Origin of the sequence: Bacillus sp. 16GRE42 (assembly GCF_019837435.1) — a bacterium.
Lineage (GTDB): Bacteria > Bacillota > Bacilli > Bacillales > Bacillaceae_G > Bacillus_A > Bacillus_A wiedmannii.
The window spans coordinates 99,092-115,515 of the sequence record NZ_JADAXF010000004.1; the positions used below are offsets into that span (position 1 = coordinate 99,092).

Below are 16,424 nucleotides of genomic sequence, written 5' to 3' on the forward strand. Positions count from 1 at the left end.
GCAAAGTAACACACTTCACCAATTTCTCAAGTCTAAATAACGGTTTTTGCCGGCAAGCAATTACTAGGTATCCGTTCACTGCTGCAGTTCAGAGGTGGTAATCCAGTTTTCCGTATTAGGAAGCTCACAGCCAAAGGCTTCCCTCTCTGAGAATCGTAAAAAATTGATCATGTCCTCATCATCACTTCTTGATGTCGAATTTTGTAGTTATTGTTCATTATATTGAATTGTTAGAAAAAATCAATATATTTTTTTATATAACATAAGAAATGTTTCTCTTCTTATATTATAACAGAAGTTACGACACTTCTCTAATTCCCTAAAAATGGTACAATCTATATAGGAGGTGCACCAATAATGATTGCTGTTTTTTGTATCATCGCTACGTTTCTTTCTGTTCTATTCGCTATCATGTACAGGCACAAGTATCCTGGTTATAGCATTTTAGCGGTAGCTATTATACCAGCTGCTGCCTTCTATGTATTAGGTAAATACCAATATACAGAAGTGTTTATCGGTTTTGCAATCTTCTACTGCGTCTTTGGATACATACTAACAATGAAAAAAATTTTATTGAATCATTAAAAGGGACCGATTTCTGCTAACAGAAATCGGTCCTCGCACGTACCTTCCGGTTGCCCACACGAAAGATACGACTTCACTCAATTATTTCTCATCTTTTTTCATAAAAATCTTATGATGCGGAAGATCCACATTCAACGCCTCTAATTGTTTCTTCTCATTTTCTAAAATCGCTTTTGCTTTTGTTTTCGTTGCCTCATCTAATCCCGCAAACATGTCTTCATGCTTCTCTTTCTCTGGAAGTTTCACACCTAGCTTTGTTAATTCTTCTTTTACTTGCTCATGAGTTAATTTCCCGGATTTTTCTTGTTCGAAAATAGACTTTGCTTTTTCTTTTGTTGCTTCATCTAAGTCAGCAAGCATGTCTTTATGCTTACCTTTCTCAGGGAATTTCACACCTAGCTTTGTTAATTCTTCTTTTGCTTGTTCACGTGTTAGTTTGCCGGATTTCTCTTGTTCTAAGATTGATTTCGCTTTTTCTTTTGTTGCTTCATCTAAGTTAGCAAACATATCTCCATGCTTACCCTTTTCCGGGAACTTCACGCCTAGTTTTGTTAATTCTTCTTGCGCTTGTTCACGTGTTAGTTTGCCGAATTTCTCTTGTTCTAAGATTGATTTCGCTTTTTCTTTTGTTGCTTCGTCTAAGTTAGCGAACATATCTTTCCGTTTTTCTTTCTCTGGAAGGTTTACACCTAACTCCTTCAACTGTTTCTTTGTATCGTCCATAATCGTTTTTACTTTTTGTTTTGTAGCGTCATCCAAATCTTTTTTCGCCGTTTTTGTAGACTGCTCAGCTGCTGGAGTATTCGTTGCCGCGAATGCCGGAATACCGACTCCTCCAATGATTCCGAATGATAAAGCACCTGCAATCGCTAAATACCCAACTGTTTTCTTCTTCATAGGAAATTTCCTCCTTCATATTTCTAAAGCATGTACACTATCGTATACAATGCCTATAGTAATGTTGGTTTCTTAACATTTCCTTAACGACTTAACCAAAAAACACCGCTCATCCCGAGCGGTGTTGTTCTAAGCTTTTTGTAATTGTAATTCTTCACGTTCCATTATTCTTCTTAATACAATTGTTTGTATCATTGTAAATAAATTACCCGTTATCCAGTACAACACAAGTCCTGATGGCGCCGCAAATCCCATAAATAGAATCATTGCCGGCATCATAATTTGCTGCATTTTCAGCATCTGTACTTGTTCTCCAGGTGTAATATTAGATTGGAAAACTTTCATCTGAATAAATGTCGTTAACGCTGCGATAATCGGTAATATATGATAAGGATCTGCATGTCCTAAGTTCACCCATAAAAATGAAGATGTGCGAATCTCTTCTGTTCGGCTAATCGCATAATACAAAGCAGAGAAAATCGGCATTTGTATAAAGATTGGCCAGCAACCAGCAAGTGGATTCCAACCGCCTGATTTCATTAGTTCCGACATTTCCTTTTGATACTGCTTTTGTTTTTCAAGATCTTTACCCACATCACCGTATTTTTGTTTCAGCTTCTGCAGTTCAGGTTGCATTTTCTTCATTTTCGCTTGACTACGATATTGCGAAACAGCTAATGGAATCATGGCTGAACGAATAACGAGCGTCATAATAATGATAGCAATCCCGAAGCTAGCTCCTGGTATATGATGAGCAACAAATTGAATCATATACGAGATTGGATATACGAAATAATGATCCCAAACTCCCGTACTATGTGCATCAATTGGGGCTGCATTACTGCAACCAGATAAAACAAAAACAAGTAATAATGATAAACTAACGAGCACAGCTCGGTATGATTTTAACATGTTCATTCCTCCAATGTTTCGTAATTATTTAGCGAAACATTGGTGTATACGGACCGACCTCGTCATTCTCTTCACTGGATTCTTGTCTGCGCACAGAACGAATCATTCCATATTTATAAAAAATAGAGAAAAGCGATACATTACCAGTACCCTCTTCACACGTATTAACTAGTTTAAAAGCTCTTTGTCTACCGCTTGATGCTTGCTGACGCACAAAGCGAGAAACATTAGCAAGGAAGAAAACTTCTAATAAACAAAGTGCTGTCGTTACAAACGATATATATAGAATTGCATCCTGCAATAAAAATTCCATCGCTTCACATCCTTAATAAGGTCATTTTAGCACATTCCACAAACATTCTCTATTTCCTTTTATCGTCAAAAAAGTATTTTGCATATTTTCTCAAGAAAACTATGCTAAAAAACTAATGTATTCGCTTTCTTTAGTATATTCACACGCATCCTTGTATAGGTTTAATTTGTTAGAAATTTATAAAATTTTTGCATTATAATAAAACTATTGCCAGTTTTTGAAAAAACCTTTATTCTCTTCTTGTAATCAAAAATGAATATGGAGATGAAACATACTATGGGTCAACTAGGAGACGCCGATTACGTTCCCGACACCGCCTTTTTATCCTTCCCAGCAGCTAAAACATTCCATTTAGAATTTATCATACAGTTGGTTGTTATTTTCGTAGCCTCTATTTTGTATGCAATTTCTATGAATATGTTCTTTATCCCGCATAACATGATTAGCGGTGGATTCGCTGGTGTAGGGATGATTATCGGTTATTTAATGCACTACAATATCGGTGCACTTATCTTTTTACTAAACATTCCTCTTCTTATTTTAAGTCACTTTTACTTAGGCAAGAAGACAACCTTTTTAACAGCGTACTTTGTAGCTGTATCATCGTTAGCGATGAACATTATCCCTGTACACCAAGTTTCAGACGATATTTTACTATCTTCTGTCTTCGGTGGTGTAATCTGTGGAGCAGCTTCAGGGATCATATTCCGATTTGCTTCTTCAACAGGTGGCTTTGATGTTGTTGGATTGATTGTAGCGAAACATCGAGATATTTCAATTGGAGCAATCATCTTTGGATTCAACTTAATCTTACTTGTTGCAGCAGGATTTATTTTCGGATGGGATATTACGCTTTATACGTTAATTAGCCGGTTTGTAGTCAGCAAAGTTATCGATGCTGTGCATACGAAACATATTAAATTAACGATAATGACAGTTACAGAAAAAGGCGAGGAAATAAAAAGCGCACTATTGCATCACGGCATACGCGGGGTGACAATGGTAGATGCTGTCGGCGGCTATACAAACCATAAGAAAAAAATGATTTACACTGTCGTGACTCGCTATGAGTTAGGCGAAATGAAACGTATTATCCGTCAAGTGGATAACAAAGCATTCATGAACATTACTGAAACAGTTGAAATTGTCGGCCGTTTCAAACGCATATAAAAAAGGTTAATACATGAAAGGGCATAACATATTAGTCATATATAATATGTTATGCCCTTTGTTATGCAACTAACGCACCCTTTAGCATAATAAAATCACGAAGTTTATTACTACAAATCGGAGAATAGCATTCCATATACAAAACTATCTGTCCATTCATTTTTATTCCAAAAATCTTGTATGAAATGGGCTTCCTTTCTCATACCTATTCGTTCACACAATTTTTTTGAAGCAGTATTACGTGCATCAAGGTTAGCTTGTATACGGTGTACATTAAATTCATTAAATAATTTAAATACCAAACTACTTACTGCTTCTGTTGCCAAACCTCTCCCAGCTACTTCATTTGAAAAACTATAACCAATCTCAACAGTATCTTTCATATTTGTGTACCATACGGATAAATCACCAACTACTTTAGCCTTGTATATAACTGCCAAACTTAATATTGATTCTTCAGTAAGTACACTGTTTGCTAGCTTCTTATTAAATTTTTTCTGCATGTCTTCATGAGTCCACTTATTATGTAATAGGAACTTACATGTATCATCATTATTATAAATAGCAAATACATCCTGTAAATCAGTACTCTTAAAAGGTCTAATTATTAATCTTTCTGTTGTGATCTCCAAGTTAGCTCTCCTCCCTTACATTCATGCTACAAAACATTTTTTATAGTATGTAAGCTTCCTTCTTAAATCTCACCTTGATTACATATTTCATCATAATAAATTAAAATCCTTCTTCCACTAAATTGCATTGTTAGTGGTATTTCCTTGCGATTTTTATTTTTTACACTTATTACAAAATCAGATAATTCTATTATTGTGGCCCTAAATGTGTTATAATGAAAGCAGACTCACAAAAAAAGAGTATATAGACTTGGAAGTTTCTCTTATTTTTACAAGCAAAAAGAAACGAGCAGTCAGGTATATTTCAAACACCATACACGTAACGGTTTAAAAAACCGATCATCTTAGTTATTCTTCCATGATCTTTTTATAAAAAGATACGTACAACTAAAATTCACTTCAATATACTATACCTACCTTTTTGACTTCCAAATCATCTTATTACATAAGGAGATGAACATATGAATCAATATATAAGATATACAATAGCTGTCCTGTTTGCTATTATCGGCGGAACAATCTGCTTCTGGACAAACACTCAGCTTGGAGAGAATATCATTTTTAATGGAATCGAAACGCTTGTAAGCGCTTCAATTTTAGGTGGATACATTTACTTCCTCTTCAATCCAGAAGAAAATGCACAAAAAACAATGTTATTAACAATGATCGGAATCGTTGGCGGATGTATTTCCTACTCAATGACTAACTATACATTACCACTTCAATTAAGCTCAGCTTTCTTCCACGGTCTATGGACTTGGTTCATTGCATTCTGCCTAGCAGACGTATTCAACCTTTTACAAGACAATGAAGAAGAAAACGGTCGCCAAATTGAAAGTAACTCGTAAGCTGGAAGAATATCTTCCAGCTTTTTTGTTTGTTATTCTTTCTTGTTCATACCCATTATCAAAATAAAAAGAAGCTACCCTCATGGCAACTTCTTTTCCACATACCCCACTTAGTATTCACTAAAATATATCAACGATTTTTCAAATATATCGATCATTTCTCCACTTATATCGGCGATTTTTTCATTATATCGACGCTTCGACACAACATATCGACTTACCGACATTCAAAGCGTACAATATACCCTATCCCCCAAGCAATTTACTGCCGAACTCTACGATTAAAAAGATAACTAATAGGATCGCGAGTATCTTTAATGCTACATATGCTACTTTAAAAACAGCATAAATGAGCAAGACTATTAAAATAATCGTTAAAATTTCCATCTAGAATTCCCCCAAGCTTTGCTCTTCTAATCTTATTTTACTCGCCCCAGACTTTTTATGGAACGGCAGAAGACGACATAGAAAAAAGAGGATACCTTACCCATCGTAAGATACCCTCTCTTTCAACTGCTCAAACCATTCTCTCTCTAATTGTAAATATCCCAGTTCATTCTTTTCAGCATTCTGTAATTCTTTATCGGCTTTCTTCATATACATACGGGAAGCTTCTAAATCATTCTCTGCATATGTAACAATTGCTTGTGCTCGATAATACCCATGTAGGTCTATTTTTGTAATGGCCTTCCCATGCACCTTCGCTTCTTGCAGAGAAAGACGATCCATCTCATAAAGAGCTTTATATAAAAGATACCAACTGTGAAAACTGCTAACGAAATATTTATTTTCTTTCGTTACAGGGAGCTGGGCAACTTGTTCTATATATGGTATCGCTCTTTCCATTCCCTTTTGATCCGACCGGGCAAGGAAGACAAGCATAAGTCCGCTCATGATCTCTCTTATACTTTTATGTTCTTTTATTTTATCTTCGGTAAGTTTTACTAATCTCTCGTCCCAATCTTTCGGCCTCTTATAACTAAATAACTCACTCGATACTTGAATGTTATATACATGCTGCTTCGCCTTTTCATCATCTTTAATTAAAATAAGAAATTGCATACCATCGCTCATAAGCGTTCCTTTTATCGGTACGATTGTAACCGCAAAAATGATAAAATGGAAAACAGAAAAATATAACAGATATTGATAATAACTTACCATGTATATGTAACCAAAAGTAATACCAAATAGTAAACTTGTTATCGGTCCACCTAAAGTCATCCATGCCCATTTTTTCGAAAGGTTCGGTGTTACTATAGAAGGCGGTATTAACATTGCCACGCCTCCGAAGTACGCCCATAATTTATTTTCTCGAATACGTACTTTCCCCTTCTCTTTTTGAACAGTAATAGGCCCTACTGTCATAAATTTAAATGTCAAACCACCCATTACGCCGAATATGACATGTCCTAACTCATGAATGATTACCACTAACAGAAAAATAGCCAATAATGCCCATATGTTCAGCATTGTTTCTAATTTTCCAGTTCGGATTACTCCGTATAAAATGGACAAAACTAACGCCACCGTCATAGAACCAGCTGGCCTTCTTAAAATATCCACCTTTTTCTCCCCTTAATAAATCATTTTTCTCTGCATCTCGTACATGAATTTTCCGAGATGCAATATCCAAATAAATGAGATTAAGCCAATTAATACAAAATCGATATCACTAGCCGCTGTATATATAACGGCAGCCCACCATACATATGCTAATATTGTATTCGTAAATTCATACGCTTTGTATCCAGCTTCATGCACAATGTGCTTTAATCCTTCATCTGCGTTTTTCGTCCACATTTTCATAGATTCCATATATGTTACACCTTGTTCAGGATATAACTTATTATAACGATTTTTTGTTATGAGCCCGATAACCACTACAATAGTCAAACAGACAATAGCAGCTACTAAATTCCACACTGCAAATGACACATTTGTATCCTGCAACAGTGCACGTCTACATGTAATAACTGCATATACAAACCATGCCTGGGTAACTATATCACCTACACGTAAATATATACTTATAATACCTAACTTTCTGCCTTGTACGCTCTCTTCTTCATCGCGTGCCTCCGCTAACATACGTGTATTCTTCCAAGTGTAGTACATCATTAAGATTCCAAAAATAGTACATACACCTATAAATGTATTAGATGATAATTTTCTCGGTTCATCCGAGAGTAAATTTAAAGCTATATAAGATGTTAAAAAGCCACCCATCATACTTAATGCTATTTTCCCCACAAAATCAAATTGTTTTTTTCGTTTACTCTTCATCATCCTCTTCCCCCTCCACTAACGTAAATATTTCCTCCACCGGTACATTGAAAATTTGTGCGATTTTTAACGATAATACGATAGATGGTGCATAATCCCCGCGCTCAATTAAACTAATCGTTTGCCGTGATGATCCTATCGCTTTCCCTAAATCCCCTTGTGATAAACGATACTTTGCTCGCAATTCCCTCACTCGATTTTGAAGCTTCATGTCTTCCCTCTTTTTCATTTATTTAATTAAAATTGTAAATAATATCCTTATCTTCGTCAATTATAATTGTCATTACGACTATAATAATTGACAAAAATAATGATGTATTATGATGAAAATAACTTATATAATGAATGTGAAATATTAAACAAAGGAGGTTCCATATGAAGAAAACATCTACCTTTTCTTACATTCTTACTAAGCTTACAGCAGCTTTATTATTATTATTATTACTTATTAGCACGCTTCTCTTAACAACTAGTCAACAAACATTATATAGTTTCTTAGCTGGATTACGAGAACTACTATATGTTCCCTTCGTTCCTATTCTTGCGGCATATGCAATTTTTTGTTCTATTTGCATCGATAAATTGAAATTAAAAACATATACAAGACTGAAGACATTATGCCTTTATATTTTTTGCGGCTATTTATTTTCTCTTCCATTCCTAATATTTAAAGAAGCTAGTCTAATACAGTTCTTGTTTCTCGGATCAATTGGAGCAGTGTGTTCTCTTTTTTTCTACTTATGTGCAGTTATAGCAACAAAATTTAAGTGGATACAATATGTCGTGCCAGGTATTATGCTTATTATATTTATCACAATCAACTTAATCGATCTAGGAAAGATTGGAACATCAAAAGAACAATGGGTCGAAACAAAAACAGAAAACTCTTTCGAAGCATCTTTTCAACATTTTAGTGGTGAACATAAAGTCCCCATTGAACTAAAACGAGGTGACATATTAGAATTTACCATTGAATCACGAGCTGAAAATCCAGATGGCTACATGGGAGCCGTAAAAATGGCTAGTGAGTTTCAAGAGGAAGAAAATTATTTAGCTTCAAACGGTCCTAATACATACCAATTTGCAGCAATTAAGACGGGAACGTATTACATTATAGTTAATGGCAATAAGTTAAAAGGAAAGTTGAGAATAGATTGGAATATAAAATAAAAAGGCAGTGCTTTTGCACTGCCTTCCTAAATTCTGACATAGAATGGATTCCATATTAACTTGCGTTTTGTAACAATACTCGTTTTAACTGTTTGCGGAAACGAACACCTAACGTAATTGCTACGATAACGATAACTCCAACAATGATTTTACCGATATGATCTTCTAGCACTCCAAAGATGTCATGTAAGTTTCCACCTAACCAATAACCACCGATTAAGAAGAATGATACCCAAAATAGAGCACCTGAGTAAATTGTAATTGCAAAACGACGGAATGGTAAGTTAATAATTCCTGCAAAATATCCTGTAAAATGACGTACACCAGGAATAAAGAAGCCGATAAAAATAAGGAAGTATCCATACTTATCAAACCACATTCTTGTTAAGTCGATTTTTCTTTGTGTTAAAAATACGTATTTCCCATACTTTTGAACAAAGGGCATACCTAATTTATTTCCTAAAAAGTATTGAATTGTCATTCCTACACTTGTCCCAATAAAGGATAAGATAATTAAAATCGGTAAACTTAAATCGCCCTTCTGTGCTAAAAACCCCGCATATGCTAACGTTGGCTCTCCCGGAAACGGAAGTGCAATATATTCTAACAGCAAACCAACAAGTACAACATAGTACCCGTACTGCTGAAATAATTCATGAACCCACTCCATGTCATCTCTCCTTTCAATCACGTACAACTTCTTACTATTATTGTATAAAAAAATTGTCGAAATAACTATCACAATAGCTTACATTTTTATTACATTTTTGTAAGGCTCACACTAAAGTTTTCTGTTCTTTATTTACTTCTATGTACGTTCATTTAAAAACAACTTAACAAATATATACCGTGAGAAACCTGGCCTTAATATACATTTTTCATCCATTTTTTAACACTTAAAAATCACCTTATTTCGTTCTCAATAAAAAACCACTACAAACTCATACTAACTTCATATTAGCTTCATATACGTATTGTAAGATTATAGCGGAATTTGTTGAAAAATTTAACTAATATATTACTAATCATTAAATTGAATAAATATAAGTCGCTTTTCGAAATTAAAAAAAGGGTGAATAAGAAATGGAAGCTTATAAAATGCACGATTTTATTAATACAAATGTTGAATCTCACCAAAATGAAACCGTTTTTAATTTACACATATGTGAAACAAGTGAATTTGACGTAAGTTTAACAAAATCTACAACACTGTCTTTTATCGTTTCAAAAAAGAACATTAAGATTGTTACGAAAAAATGGATTAATTCAAATCAAGAAAGCATGATTGGTAAAAGTTACATCATTCCAACGAAAGCTTTCCACTACTTCTTACCAATTATTTCTGAAACTGAAGATGAGCTAAATATTCAAGTTCAAAGTTTTGGACTGCATGGTGAACTTTTACTAAATGAAAGATTACTTATTGATAAAAACAACAAACAAAATCCAAAGATTACTACCTTCTTTGAAACATTAGATGAAAATGTAAATAAAGTATTACGAGGATTGCAAATTCATTGTATGTAAGACTATTACAATAGTAAAAAGGAGAATATAATGAAAAAACTATTATTAAGCGCACTATTATCATTAGGATTTTTAACTATTCCATTCACAAATGCTGAGGCAGCTACAACGAACGATCAACTGATTGTAAACACGCAGTTAAATAAAATGGATTATTATCAAAATGGAAAATTTATAAAGAGTTTTACTGTCGCTACTGGAAAAGCAGCTACTCCTACACCTAAAGGTACTTTTCAAATCGTAAATAAAATTAAAAATCGTCCTTATTATACAGGCAAAATTAAAGGCGGCGATCCACGTAATCCACTGGGTGACCGTTGGCTCGGACTAAACATGGCAGGAACTTACGGAACAACTTATGCGATTCATGGTACGAACAATAATCAGGCAATTGGCAAATGGACAACACTAGGTTGCATTCGTATGTATAACAATGATATACACTGGTTATTTGAGCGTATTCCCCAGCAGGCTACTGTCACTGTAAAATAACCTAACAACACGATTTACGTGTAGCCAAGAATTTTATATCTTGGCTTATTTTATTTCTTCATTTACAGTAGCAAAACAACTGTATTTACATATATAATAGGGATAGATTGTATTAAGTAACATCTAAACATTGATAAACATGGATATTAAAATTATACAGTTATAATATTTTATAAATTTTACAATACATACTATAATAGAATTACTGTAATTCTTAAATATTCAGTTTCACTAAAACAACTCCCCTTGCTACTTTCATGATTATTTTATGGCGGGGGCTTATTATATGTATAAACAATCTGAGTCATCGGAAAAATGATGAATTCGAATATTGCAGTAAAAAGCGTTATTTAGGAGGTGTTACTATGACGCATATACTGGTGATTGAAGACAACCCAGATATACAAGAACTAATTCGTGAATTTCTAATGGCACAAAACTTTACCGTTGATGTCGTTGGCGCTGGAACAGAAGGTATACTTCTTTTCCAAAAAAATTCATACGATCTTGTCCTCCTTGATGTGATGTTACCAGATATAGATGGCTATAGTATTTGTAAAATTATGCGAGGACAATCTGATGTACCGATTATTATGTTAACAGGCTTACATAATGAAGAAAGTGAAATTAAAGGATTTGAATTAGGTATTGATGACTATATTACGAAACCGTTTCATTACACCGTATTTATTAAACGTGTAGAAGCTGTATTAAGAAGGGCAGCAACGAAGGAAGCAGAAACCGCAACTATACTACAATTCCGTGAATTGATGTTAAATTCTACAGCATATGCCGCTTATGTTCATGGTAATCAAATTGAATTAACAACAAAGGAATTTGAAATTATTTATACTTTACTGCAAAATCGGGGAAAAGTATTATCAAGAAGTGATTTGCTGAATAAGGTATGGGGCTATGAACATTATGGTGATGTAAGAGTTATAGATACACATATTAAAAACTTAAGAAAAAAATTAGGGATTCCTTATATTAAAACGGTGAAAGGCATTGGCTACAAAATCGAATCGTAGCACAGACAACATCACCAAAAATATTTTCATCAAAACCTTATTATTTTGTATTCTTTTATCACTTTGTCTTTATCAAATTATTTACTTCCTAGCTTCAAACTACGATAAAGAACGTTTTGCAAAAGAAAATGGAGCGCTGTCTACAGAACAAGCGGATTCAGACAAACAAAACGACCAAAGTAAAACGAATCAAAATAAAGCTGTATCACAGGGAGACATTTTTAATTTCCAATCTTCTATTATAGATTATAAATCACTCTCTACAGCTATCAATCATCTTTTGCAGCCTAGCCAAACTGCAAAAGCAAAAGAACATACACAAAGTAGTACGGGGAAAAATAGCACTTCTGCTCCACTTACAGAGATGGAAAAGCAAGTCGCTACTAATGATGCCTTACATAAACAAAATGCAGCAAGTAAAACAAATGATGCACAAGATAATCCAAAATTAACAGATGTACTGCAGCAATTAGCTCCACATATTGGCGCGACAATGCTTGCATTATCTTTACTCGGATCTTTAATTTATACAAAACTAATTGCCAAACCTTTTCAATTTATGAGCGATGCTTTAAAAGATATTATGAATCTTGATTTCTCAGATAAAAAGCTACTTAACAAAAATACAGACCAAACTGATTTTAATTTACAAGTAGCTGCTTCACAGGTCCCAAATATCGTGAAGAATTTACATGCAAGCAATCAAGATTTAAGAAACGAGCTCAAGAGAGAACAACAATTAGAACAATCTCGTAAAGAATTTATGTCTATGGTATCCCATGAATTAAAAACACCAATCGCAGCCGTTATGGGACAACTAGATGGCATGATTCACGGAATTGGAGCTTATAAAGATAGAGATAAATATTTAAAACGTTCCTATGAAATGATGCAAGATATTAACATATTAACGGAAAAAATGTCGGAATTATCCAAAATACAAAACCCTCAATTTAAACCTGATTTAAAAGTTATCTCATTAACTACTATTATTGAGGATGTTATGAAGAAAGTAGATTACTTTGTATCTGTAAAGCAATTAAATGTTCAATCTAACATTAAGCAAGATGTACAAATTTTAGCTGACCCTAAATTTATTCAAACTGCTATTTTTAACATTATTTCAAATGCAATTCATTACACAATTGACCATCAGCATGTATATATAAAGCTTTATGAAAAGCCAAACGGTTACGCATTAGAAGTACTAAATACAGGTTCACAAATAGATGAAGATAAACTCGCCCATTTATTTGAACCATTCTATCGCGCAAACCCTGACAAACACGGCTTAGTACAAGGTAGTGGTCTTGGGTTATACATTGTAAAACAAATACTAGATAAGCATCAGTTTCCTTATGGGATACAAAACACACCTCAAGGTGTAAAATGCTCCATTGTATTTCCAAAAGCAATGTAAAAACCTACTACAATTTCATACCCCAAATTCATACTTCGTATGAGTGGCGGAATTTTGTAGAGTGTCTTACTCTGTTTCGTTCGCCCGTTGTCCTTATTTGGATAGCGGGCGTTTTTTATTATTTAAAAGGAGGATTTTCATGGAGAAATTTAAGTATTCATTACTTGTTTTATTCGGAGCTTGTAGCTACGGCGTACTTTCAACGATTTTCAAACTCGGATTCATTGATGGATTTTCAGCACATCAACTATTAGGAGGACAATATGTCTTCGGATGGATTGGGCTTCTTCTGCTCGTTCTTTTCGTTTCACGTCATAAAGTAACAAAAAAGCAATTCTTTTCCTTACTAACAGTTGGCACAACAATGAGTATGACTGGTATCTTCTACGCTATTTCTGTAGAAGAACTACCAGCATCTATCGCTGTTGTCCTACTCTTCCAGTTCACATGGATTGGTGTAGTTATAGAAGCAATCGCTAATCGAACATTACCAAGCCGTGAGAAAGTTATATCTATCATTATTTTATTTACTGGAACATTGTTTGCAGGCGGTGTCTTTGAAGGTCTCGGACAAAACTTTTCCACGAAAGGTATTATCTTTGGTCTATTAGCCGCTGTCTCTTTTTCATTCTATGTTTTTGCAAGCGGGCGTGTTGCTACAGAAGTTCCGCCTTATACGAAAAGCTTTCTTATGACAACAAGTGCTACTCTTATCGTATGCCTATTCTTCCCGCCAACCTTTTTAACGGATGGTGCCCTGCAAGCCGGTCTTTGGAAATACGCTTTCTTCCTCGGATTGTTCGGCGTTGTCGTACCTGTCATTTGTTTTTCAATTGGTGTACCGAAAGTAGGAACAGGACTTAGTACAATACTAGGAGCAGCTGAATTACCAACGGCCATTATCGCTTCTATTACACTTGTACATGAAGTCGTAACCTTCATGCAGTGGATTGGGATACTCTTTATACTACTTGGCATTTTTATTCCTCAGATGCTTACGGCTAGGAAAGAAAAGAAACATAGTAGCGTGCATAGTGCGTAACAAAAGACCTTTCATTGATTTGAAAGGTCTTTTTCTCTATCTCACTTTACTGCTCCATATAGCTTTTCTATCTCATGCTCGATTTGTTTTACATCAATTCGTTCAAATAGTGGTTGCACACTATTAATTCTATTCGGCAACGTATTTTGAGGCTCCCAATTTCGGTTCACAATCGATAACGTGTTTCTAACTCTTTCACTTGAAAATGGTAAAAACGGTTCAAGGAGATTTGCAAAATTAGCGATAAGATACACACAGTTATAAATCGTTTCTTCGCATGAAACTGGATCATCTTCCCTTTGTTTCCAAGGCTGCCTCTCATCAAAGTATTTATTTGCAAAACGTACGGCATCGAATATTGTTTCTAGCGCCACCTTAAATGTAGTTTGCTCAATCAACTCTCCTACATTTTTATATAATCCTTCTACTTTATCTTTCAGTTCTACATCAATACTTCCCTGCGGCACAATGCCATCATAATATTTTTCAATAAACTTTAATGTCCGGTTCACAAAGTTCCCGTATGCACCTAACAATTCACTATTATGACTGTAAATGAATTCACGCCATGAAAAATCAGTATCACGATTTTCTGGTGCATTTACTGTTAAAAAGTAACGAATAGAATCTGGATTGTAGCGTTCTAATATGTCAGGCACCCATACTGCCCAGTTTTTACTTGTAGATAACTTTCTTTTTTCAACTGTTAAATATTCATTTGAAACGATATGACGAGGAATTGCTCCTTCTCCTATTCCAAGCAATACTGCTGGCCAAATGATGGAATGAAACGGAATATTATCCTTTCCGTGCACATAATATGTTTTCGCTTCTTTATCCCAAAACTCTTGATCATCTTTCCCTGTTTCTTCAGCCCAATGTTTACTCGCCGAATAATATCCTGTCACTGCTTCAATCCATACGTAAATTTTCTTATCTTCATACCCTTCTACTGGAATTGGTACCCCGATTGGTAAATCACGTGATACGGCCCTATCTAGTAATCCTTCCTTTACATATCTCTCTGTTAGCTGAATCGCATTGTCACGCCATGTTCCTTCTTGTTTTGCGATTTCTACTGCCTCTTTAATTTGCTGCTGAAATGTATGCAATGCAAAATAAAAATGCTCTGTTTCCTGTACGGATGGCGTACTACCGCATAACTTACATTTCTTTTCTAACAAATCGAGTGGATCTAAAATAGCTGAACACGCATCACATTGATCTCCTCTTGCTGCTTCATGGCAATGTGGACAAATGCCTTCTACATAACGATCAGGTAAAAACTGCGTACACGTTTCACAATACGCTTGTTCCACTGTTTTTTTATAAATATAGCCTTCTTCCAATAAACGTAAAAAGACATTTTGCACAGTTTCATGATGGTGCTCACTATCTGTACGTGTATAGCAATCATACGTAAAACCAAGGCTACGAAAACATCGCTGGAACTCTTCATGATACTTATCAGCAATTTCCTTCGCCGTCACACCTTCTTGTTTTGCCCTAATTGCAATCGGTGTTCCATTACAGTCACTTCCCGAAACATACAACACATTCTCACCTTTTGCCCGGTAATAACGTGCTAAAATATCTCCAGGTAACAAACTCGCAATATGTCCAAGATGTAACGAACCATTTGCATACGGCCAAGCGCCTCCAATAAAAATACTCATCTTACATTCCTCCTTTTAAATATAAAAAAGCCCCGCCCTTATCTTAAAAAGATAAGGGCGGGGCTGTATAAACAGTCGCGGTACCACCTTATTTCGCCAATTACTCACATAATTAGCCTTAACAAGTACGGAGCTATATGCTCTTATACTGTGGTTTTGATAACGAGTACCAACTCTCGTCGCCGCCTACTATTATCATTTAATAAGTTCAGGACGAAGCTCAAAGGCCATTGTTCAAATGAATATTCTTGCTTCTTCTCAGCTACCGAAGCTCTCTGGACAGAATGATTTCATTCTACTTTTCCTTTTCAACGCTTTTATATATAACACGTATTTTACGACTTAATTGCAGAAAAATCAAACTTAAATTCAAAAAAAGGAAATTCCCTTCTCCCGCAGAATAAATATACGTTCACAAAAGGA

The 16,424-nt window shown here is 34.8% G+C and carries 19 protein-coding genes and 2 other annotated features (1 of these 21 cut by a window edge); of the genes, 9 read left to right on the plus strand and 10 right to left on the minus strand.

The features are described from left to right. Positions 1-191 (minus strand) — a binding site (T-box leader) (it extends 46 nt beyond the left edge of the window). Positions 192-357: 166 nt separating this feature from the next. Next, positions 358-585, plus strand: coding sequence for a hypothetical protein (locus tag ILS93_RS21035; RefSeq protein ID WP_064476261.1), 228 nt, complete (start codon positions 358-360; stop codon positions 583-585). Positions 586-666: 81 nt separating this feature from the next. On the opposite strand, the gene ILS93_RS21040 is transcribed toward ILS93_RS21035, so the two are convergent. From ILS93_RS21040 to ILS93_RS21050, 3 genes are all read right to left on the minus strand, one after another. Then, positions 667-1,482, minus strand: a complete 816-nt coding sequence (locus ILS93_RS21040) for a hypothetical protein (protein ID WP_222661209.1) — start codon at positions 1,480-1,482, stop codon at positions 667-669. A gap of 129 nt (positions 1,483-1,611) precedes the next feature. After that, positions 1,612-2,394: a membrane protein insertase YidC gene (gene yidC, locus ILS93_RS21045; protein ID WP_222661211.1), complete on the minus strand. Its 783-nt coding sequence runs from the start codon at positions 2,392-2,394 to the stop codon at positions 1,612-1,614. 28 nt (positions 2,395-2,422) lie between these two features. After that, the gene (locus tag ILS93_RS21050) at positions 2,423-2,707 is read right to left on the minus strand and encodes a hypothetical protein (RefSeq protein ID WP_000394931.1); all 285 of its coding nucleotides are present in this window, start codon (positions 2,705-2,707) and stop codon (positions 2,423-2,425) included. A 276-nt stretch (positions 2,708-2,983) separates the two neighbouring features. Here ILS93_RS21050 and ILS93_RS21055 point away from each other — a divergent pair, with 276 nt between their 5' ends. After that, positions 2,984-3,877 carry a YitT family protein gene (locus tag ILS93_RS21055; RefSeq protein ID WP_000530035.1) on the plus strand — a complete coding sequence of 298 codons (894 nt, stop codon included), beginning with the start codon at positions 2,984-2,986 and terminating at the stop codon, positions 3,875-3,877. Between the two features lie 110 nt (positions 3,878-3,987). Here ILS93_RS21055 and ILS93_RS21060 read toward each other — a convergent pair whose 3' ends face one another. After that, positions 3,988-4,509: a GNAT family N-acetyltransferase gene (locus ILS93_RS21060; RefSeq protein WP_064476258.1), complete on the minus strand. Its 522-nt coding sequence runs from the start codon at positions 4,507-4,509 to the stop codon at positions 3,988-3,990. A gap of 461 nt (positions 4,510-4,970) precedes the next feature. On the opposite strand from ILS93_RS21060, the gene ILS93_RS21065 reads away from it, so the two are divergent. Then, positions 4,971-5,357: a DUF3938 domain-containing protein gene (locus ILS93_RS21065; protein WP_001077775.1), complete on the plus strand. Its 387-nt coding sequence runs from the start codon at positions 4,971-4,973 to the stop codon at positions 5,355-5,357. Positions 5,358-5,603: 246 nt separating this feature from the next. Here ILS93_RS21065 and ILS93_RS21070 read toward each other — a convergent pair whose 3' ends face one another. The 4 genes from ILS93_RS21070 to ILS93_RS21085 all read right to left on the minus strand — a co-directional run bounded on the left by ILS93_RS21070 (position 5,604) and on the right by ILS93_RS21085 (position 7,854). Further along, complete coding sequence (locus ILS93_RS21070) at positions 5,604-5,744, minus strand: DUF3985 family protein (RefSeq protein ID WP_000404783.1); 141 nt, start codon at positions 5,742-5,744, stop codon at positions 5,604-5,606. Between the two features lie 96 nt (positions 5,745-5,840). After that, positions 5,841-6,893, minus strand: coding sequence for a site-2 protease family protein (locus ILS93_RS21075; protein ID WP_064476333.1), 1,053 nt, complete (start codon positions 6,891-6,893; stop codon positions 5,841-5,843). A gap of 42 nt (positions 6,894-6,935) precedes the next feature. Beyond that, a complete protein-coding gene (locus ILS93_RS21080; RefSeq protein WP_064476332.1) occupies positions 6,936-7,643 on the minus strand; it encodes a DUF3169 family protein in 708 nt (235 codons plus the stop codon). Further along, the gene (locus ILS93_RS21085; protein ID WP_088047828.1) at positions 7,633-7,854 is read right to left on the minus strand and encodes a helix-turn-helix transcriptional regulator; all 222 of its coding nucleotides are present in this window, start codon (positions 7,852-7,854) and stop codon (positions 7,633-7,635) included. Before ILS93_RS21085 ends, ILS93_RS21080 begins: the two co-directional genes overlap by 11 nt. A 164-nt stretch (positions 7,855-8,018) precedes the next feature. On the opposite strand from ILS93_RS21085, the gene ILS93_RS21090 reads away from it, so the two are divergent. After that, positions 8,019-8,813 carry a hypothetical protein gene (locus tag ILS93_RS21090; RefSeq protein ID WP_064476257.1) on the plus strand — a complete coding sequence of 265 codons (795 nt, stop codon included), beginning with the start codon at positions 8,019-8,021 and terminating at the stop codon, positions 8,811-8,813. A gap of 55 nt (positions 8,814-8,868) precedes the next feature. Here the strand turns inward: ILS93_RS21090 and ILS93_RS21095 are convergent, their stop codons facing one another. After that, positions 8,869-9,483, minus strand: a complete 615-nt coding sequence (locus ILS93_RS21095) for a DedA family protein (RefSeq protein ID WP_088047827.1) — start codon at positions 9,481-9,483, stop codon at positions 8,869-8,871. A 413-nt stretch (positions 9,484-9,896) separates the two neighbouring features. Here ILS93_RS21095 and ILS93_RS21100 point away from each other — a divergent pair, with 413 nt between their 5' ends. The 5 genes from ILS93_RS21100 to ILS93_RS21120 all read left to right on the plus strand — a co-directional run bounded on the left by ILS93_RS21100 (position 9,897) and on the right by ILS93_RS21120 (position 14,325). After that, positions 9,897-10,340 (plus strand): DUF3978 family protein, encoded by a 444-nt coding sequence (locus ILS93_RS21100; RefSeq protein WP_000388758.1) that lies wholly within the window; start codon positions 9,897-9,899, stop codon positions 10,338-10,340. A 30-nt stretch (positions 10,341-10,370) separates the two neighbouring features. Then, the gene (locus ILS93_RS21105; RefSeq protein ID WP_000735052.1) at positions 10,371-10,832 is read left to right on the plus strand and encodes a L,D-transpeptidase; all 462 of its coding nucleotides are present in this window, start codon (positions 10,371-10,373) and stop codon (positions 10,830-10,832) included. Positions 10,833-11,197: 365 nt separating this feature from the next. Continuing rightward, complete coding sequence (locus tag ILS93_RS21110) at positions 11,198-11,863, plus strand: response regulator transcription factor (protein ID WP_000148838.1); 666 nt, start codon at positions 11,198-11,200, stop codon at positions 11,861-11,863. After that, complete coding sequence (locus ILS93_RS21115) at positions 11,841-13,283, plus strand: sensor histidine kinase (RefSeq protein WP_000201984.1); 1,443 nt, start codon at positions 11,841-11,843, stop codon at positions 13,281-13,283. Before ILS93_RS21110 ends, ILS93_RS21115 begins: the two co-directional genes overlap by 23 nt. Before the next feature lie 139 nt (positions 13,284-13,422). Continuing rightward, on the plus strand, positions 13,423-14,325 hold the full coding sequence (locus ILS93_RS21120) for an EamA family transporter (protein ID WP_064476256.1): 903 nt from the start codon (positions 13,423-13,425) through the stop codon (positions 14,323-14,325). A gap of 41 nt (positions 14,326-14,366) precedes the next feature. On the opposite strand, the gene metG is transcribed toward ILS93_RS21120, so the two are convergent. Next, entirely contained in the window at positions 14,367-16,001 is a 1,635-nt protein-coding gene (metG, locus tag ILS93_RS21125; RefSeq protein WP_222661213.1) for a methionine--tRNA ligase, read from the minus strand. A gap of 50 nt (positions 16,002-16,051) precedes the next feature. After that, positions 16,052-16,322, minus strand: a binding site (T-box leader). Between the last annotated feature and the right edge of the window lie 102 nt (positions 16,323-16,424).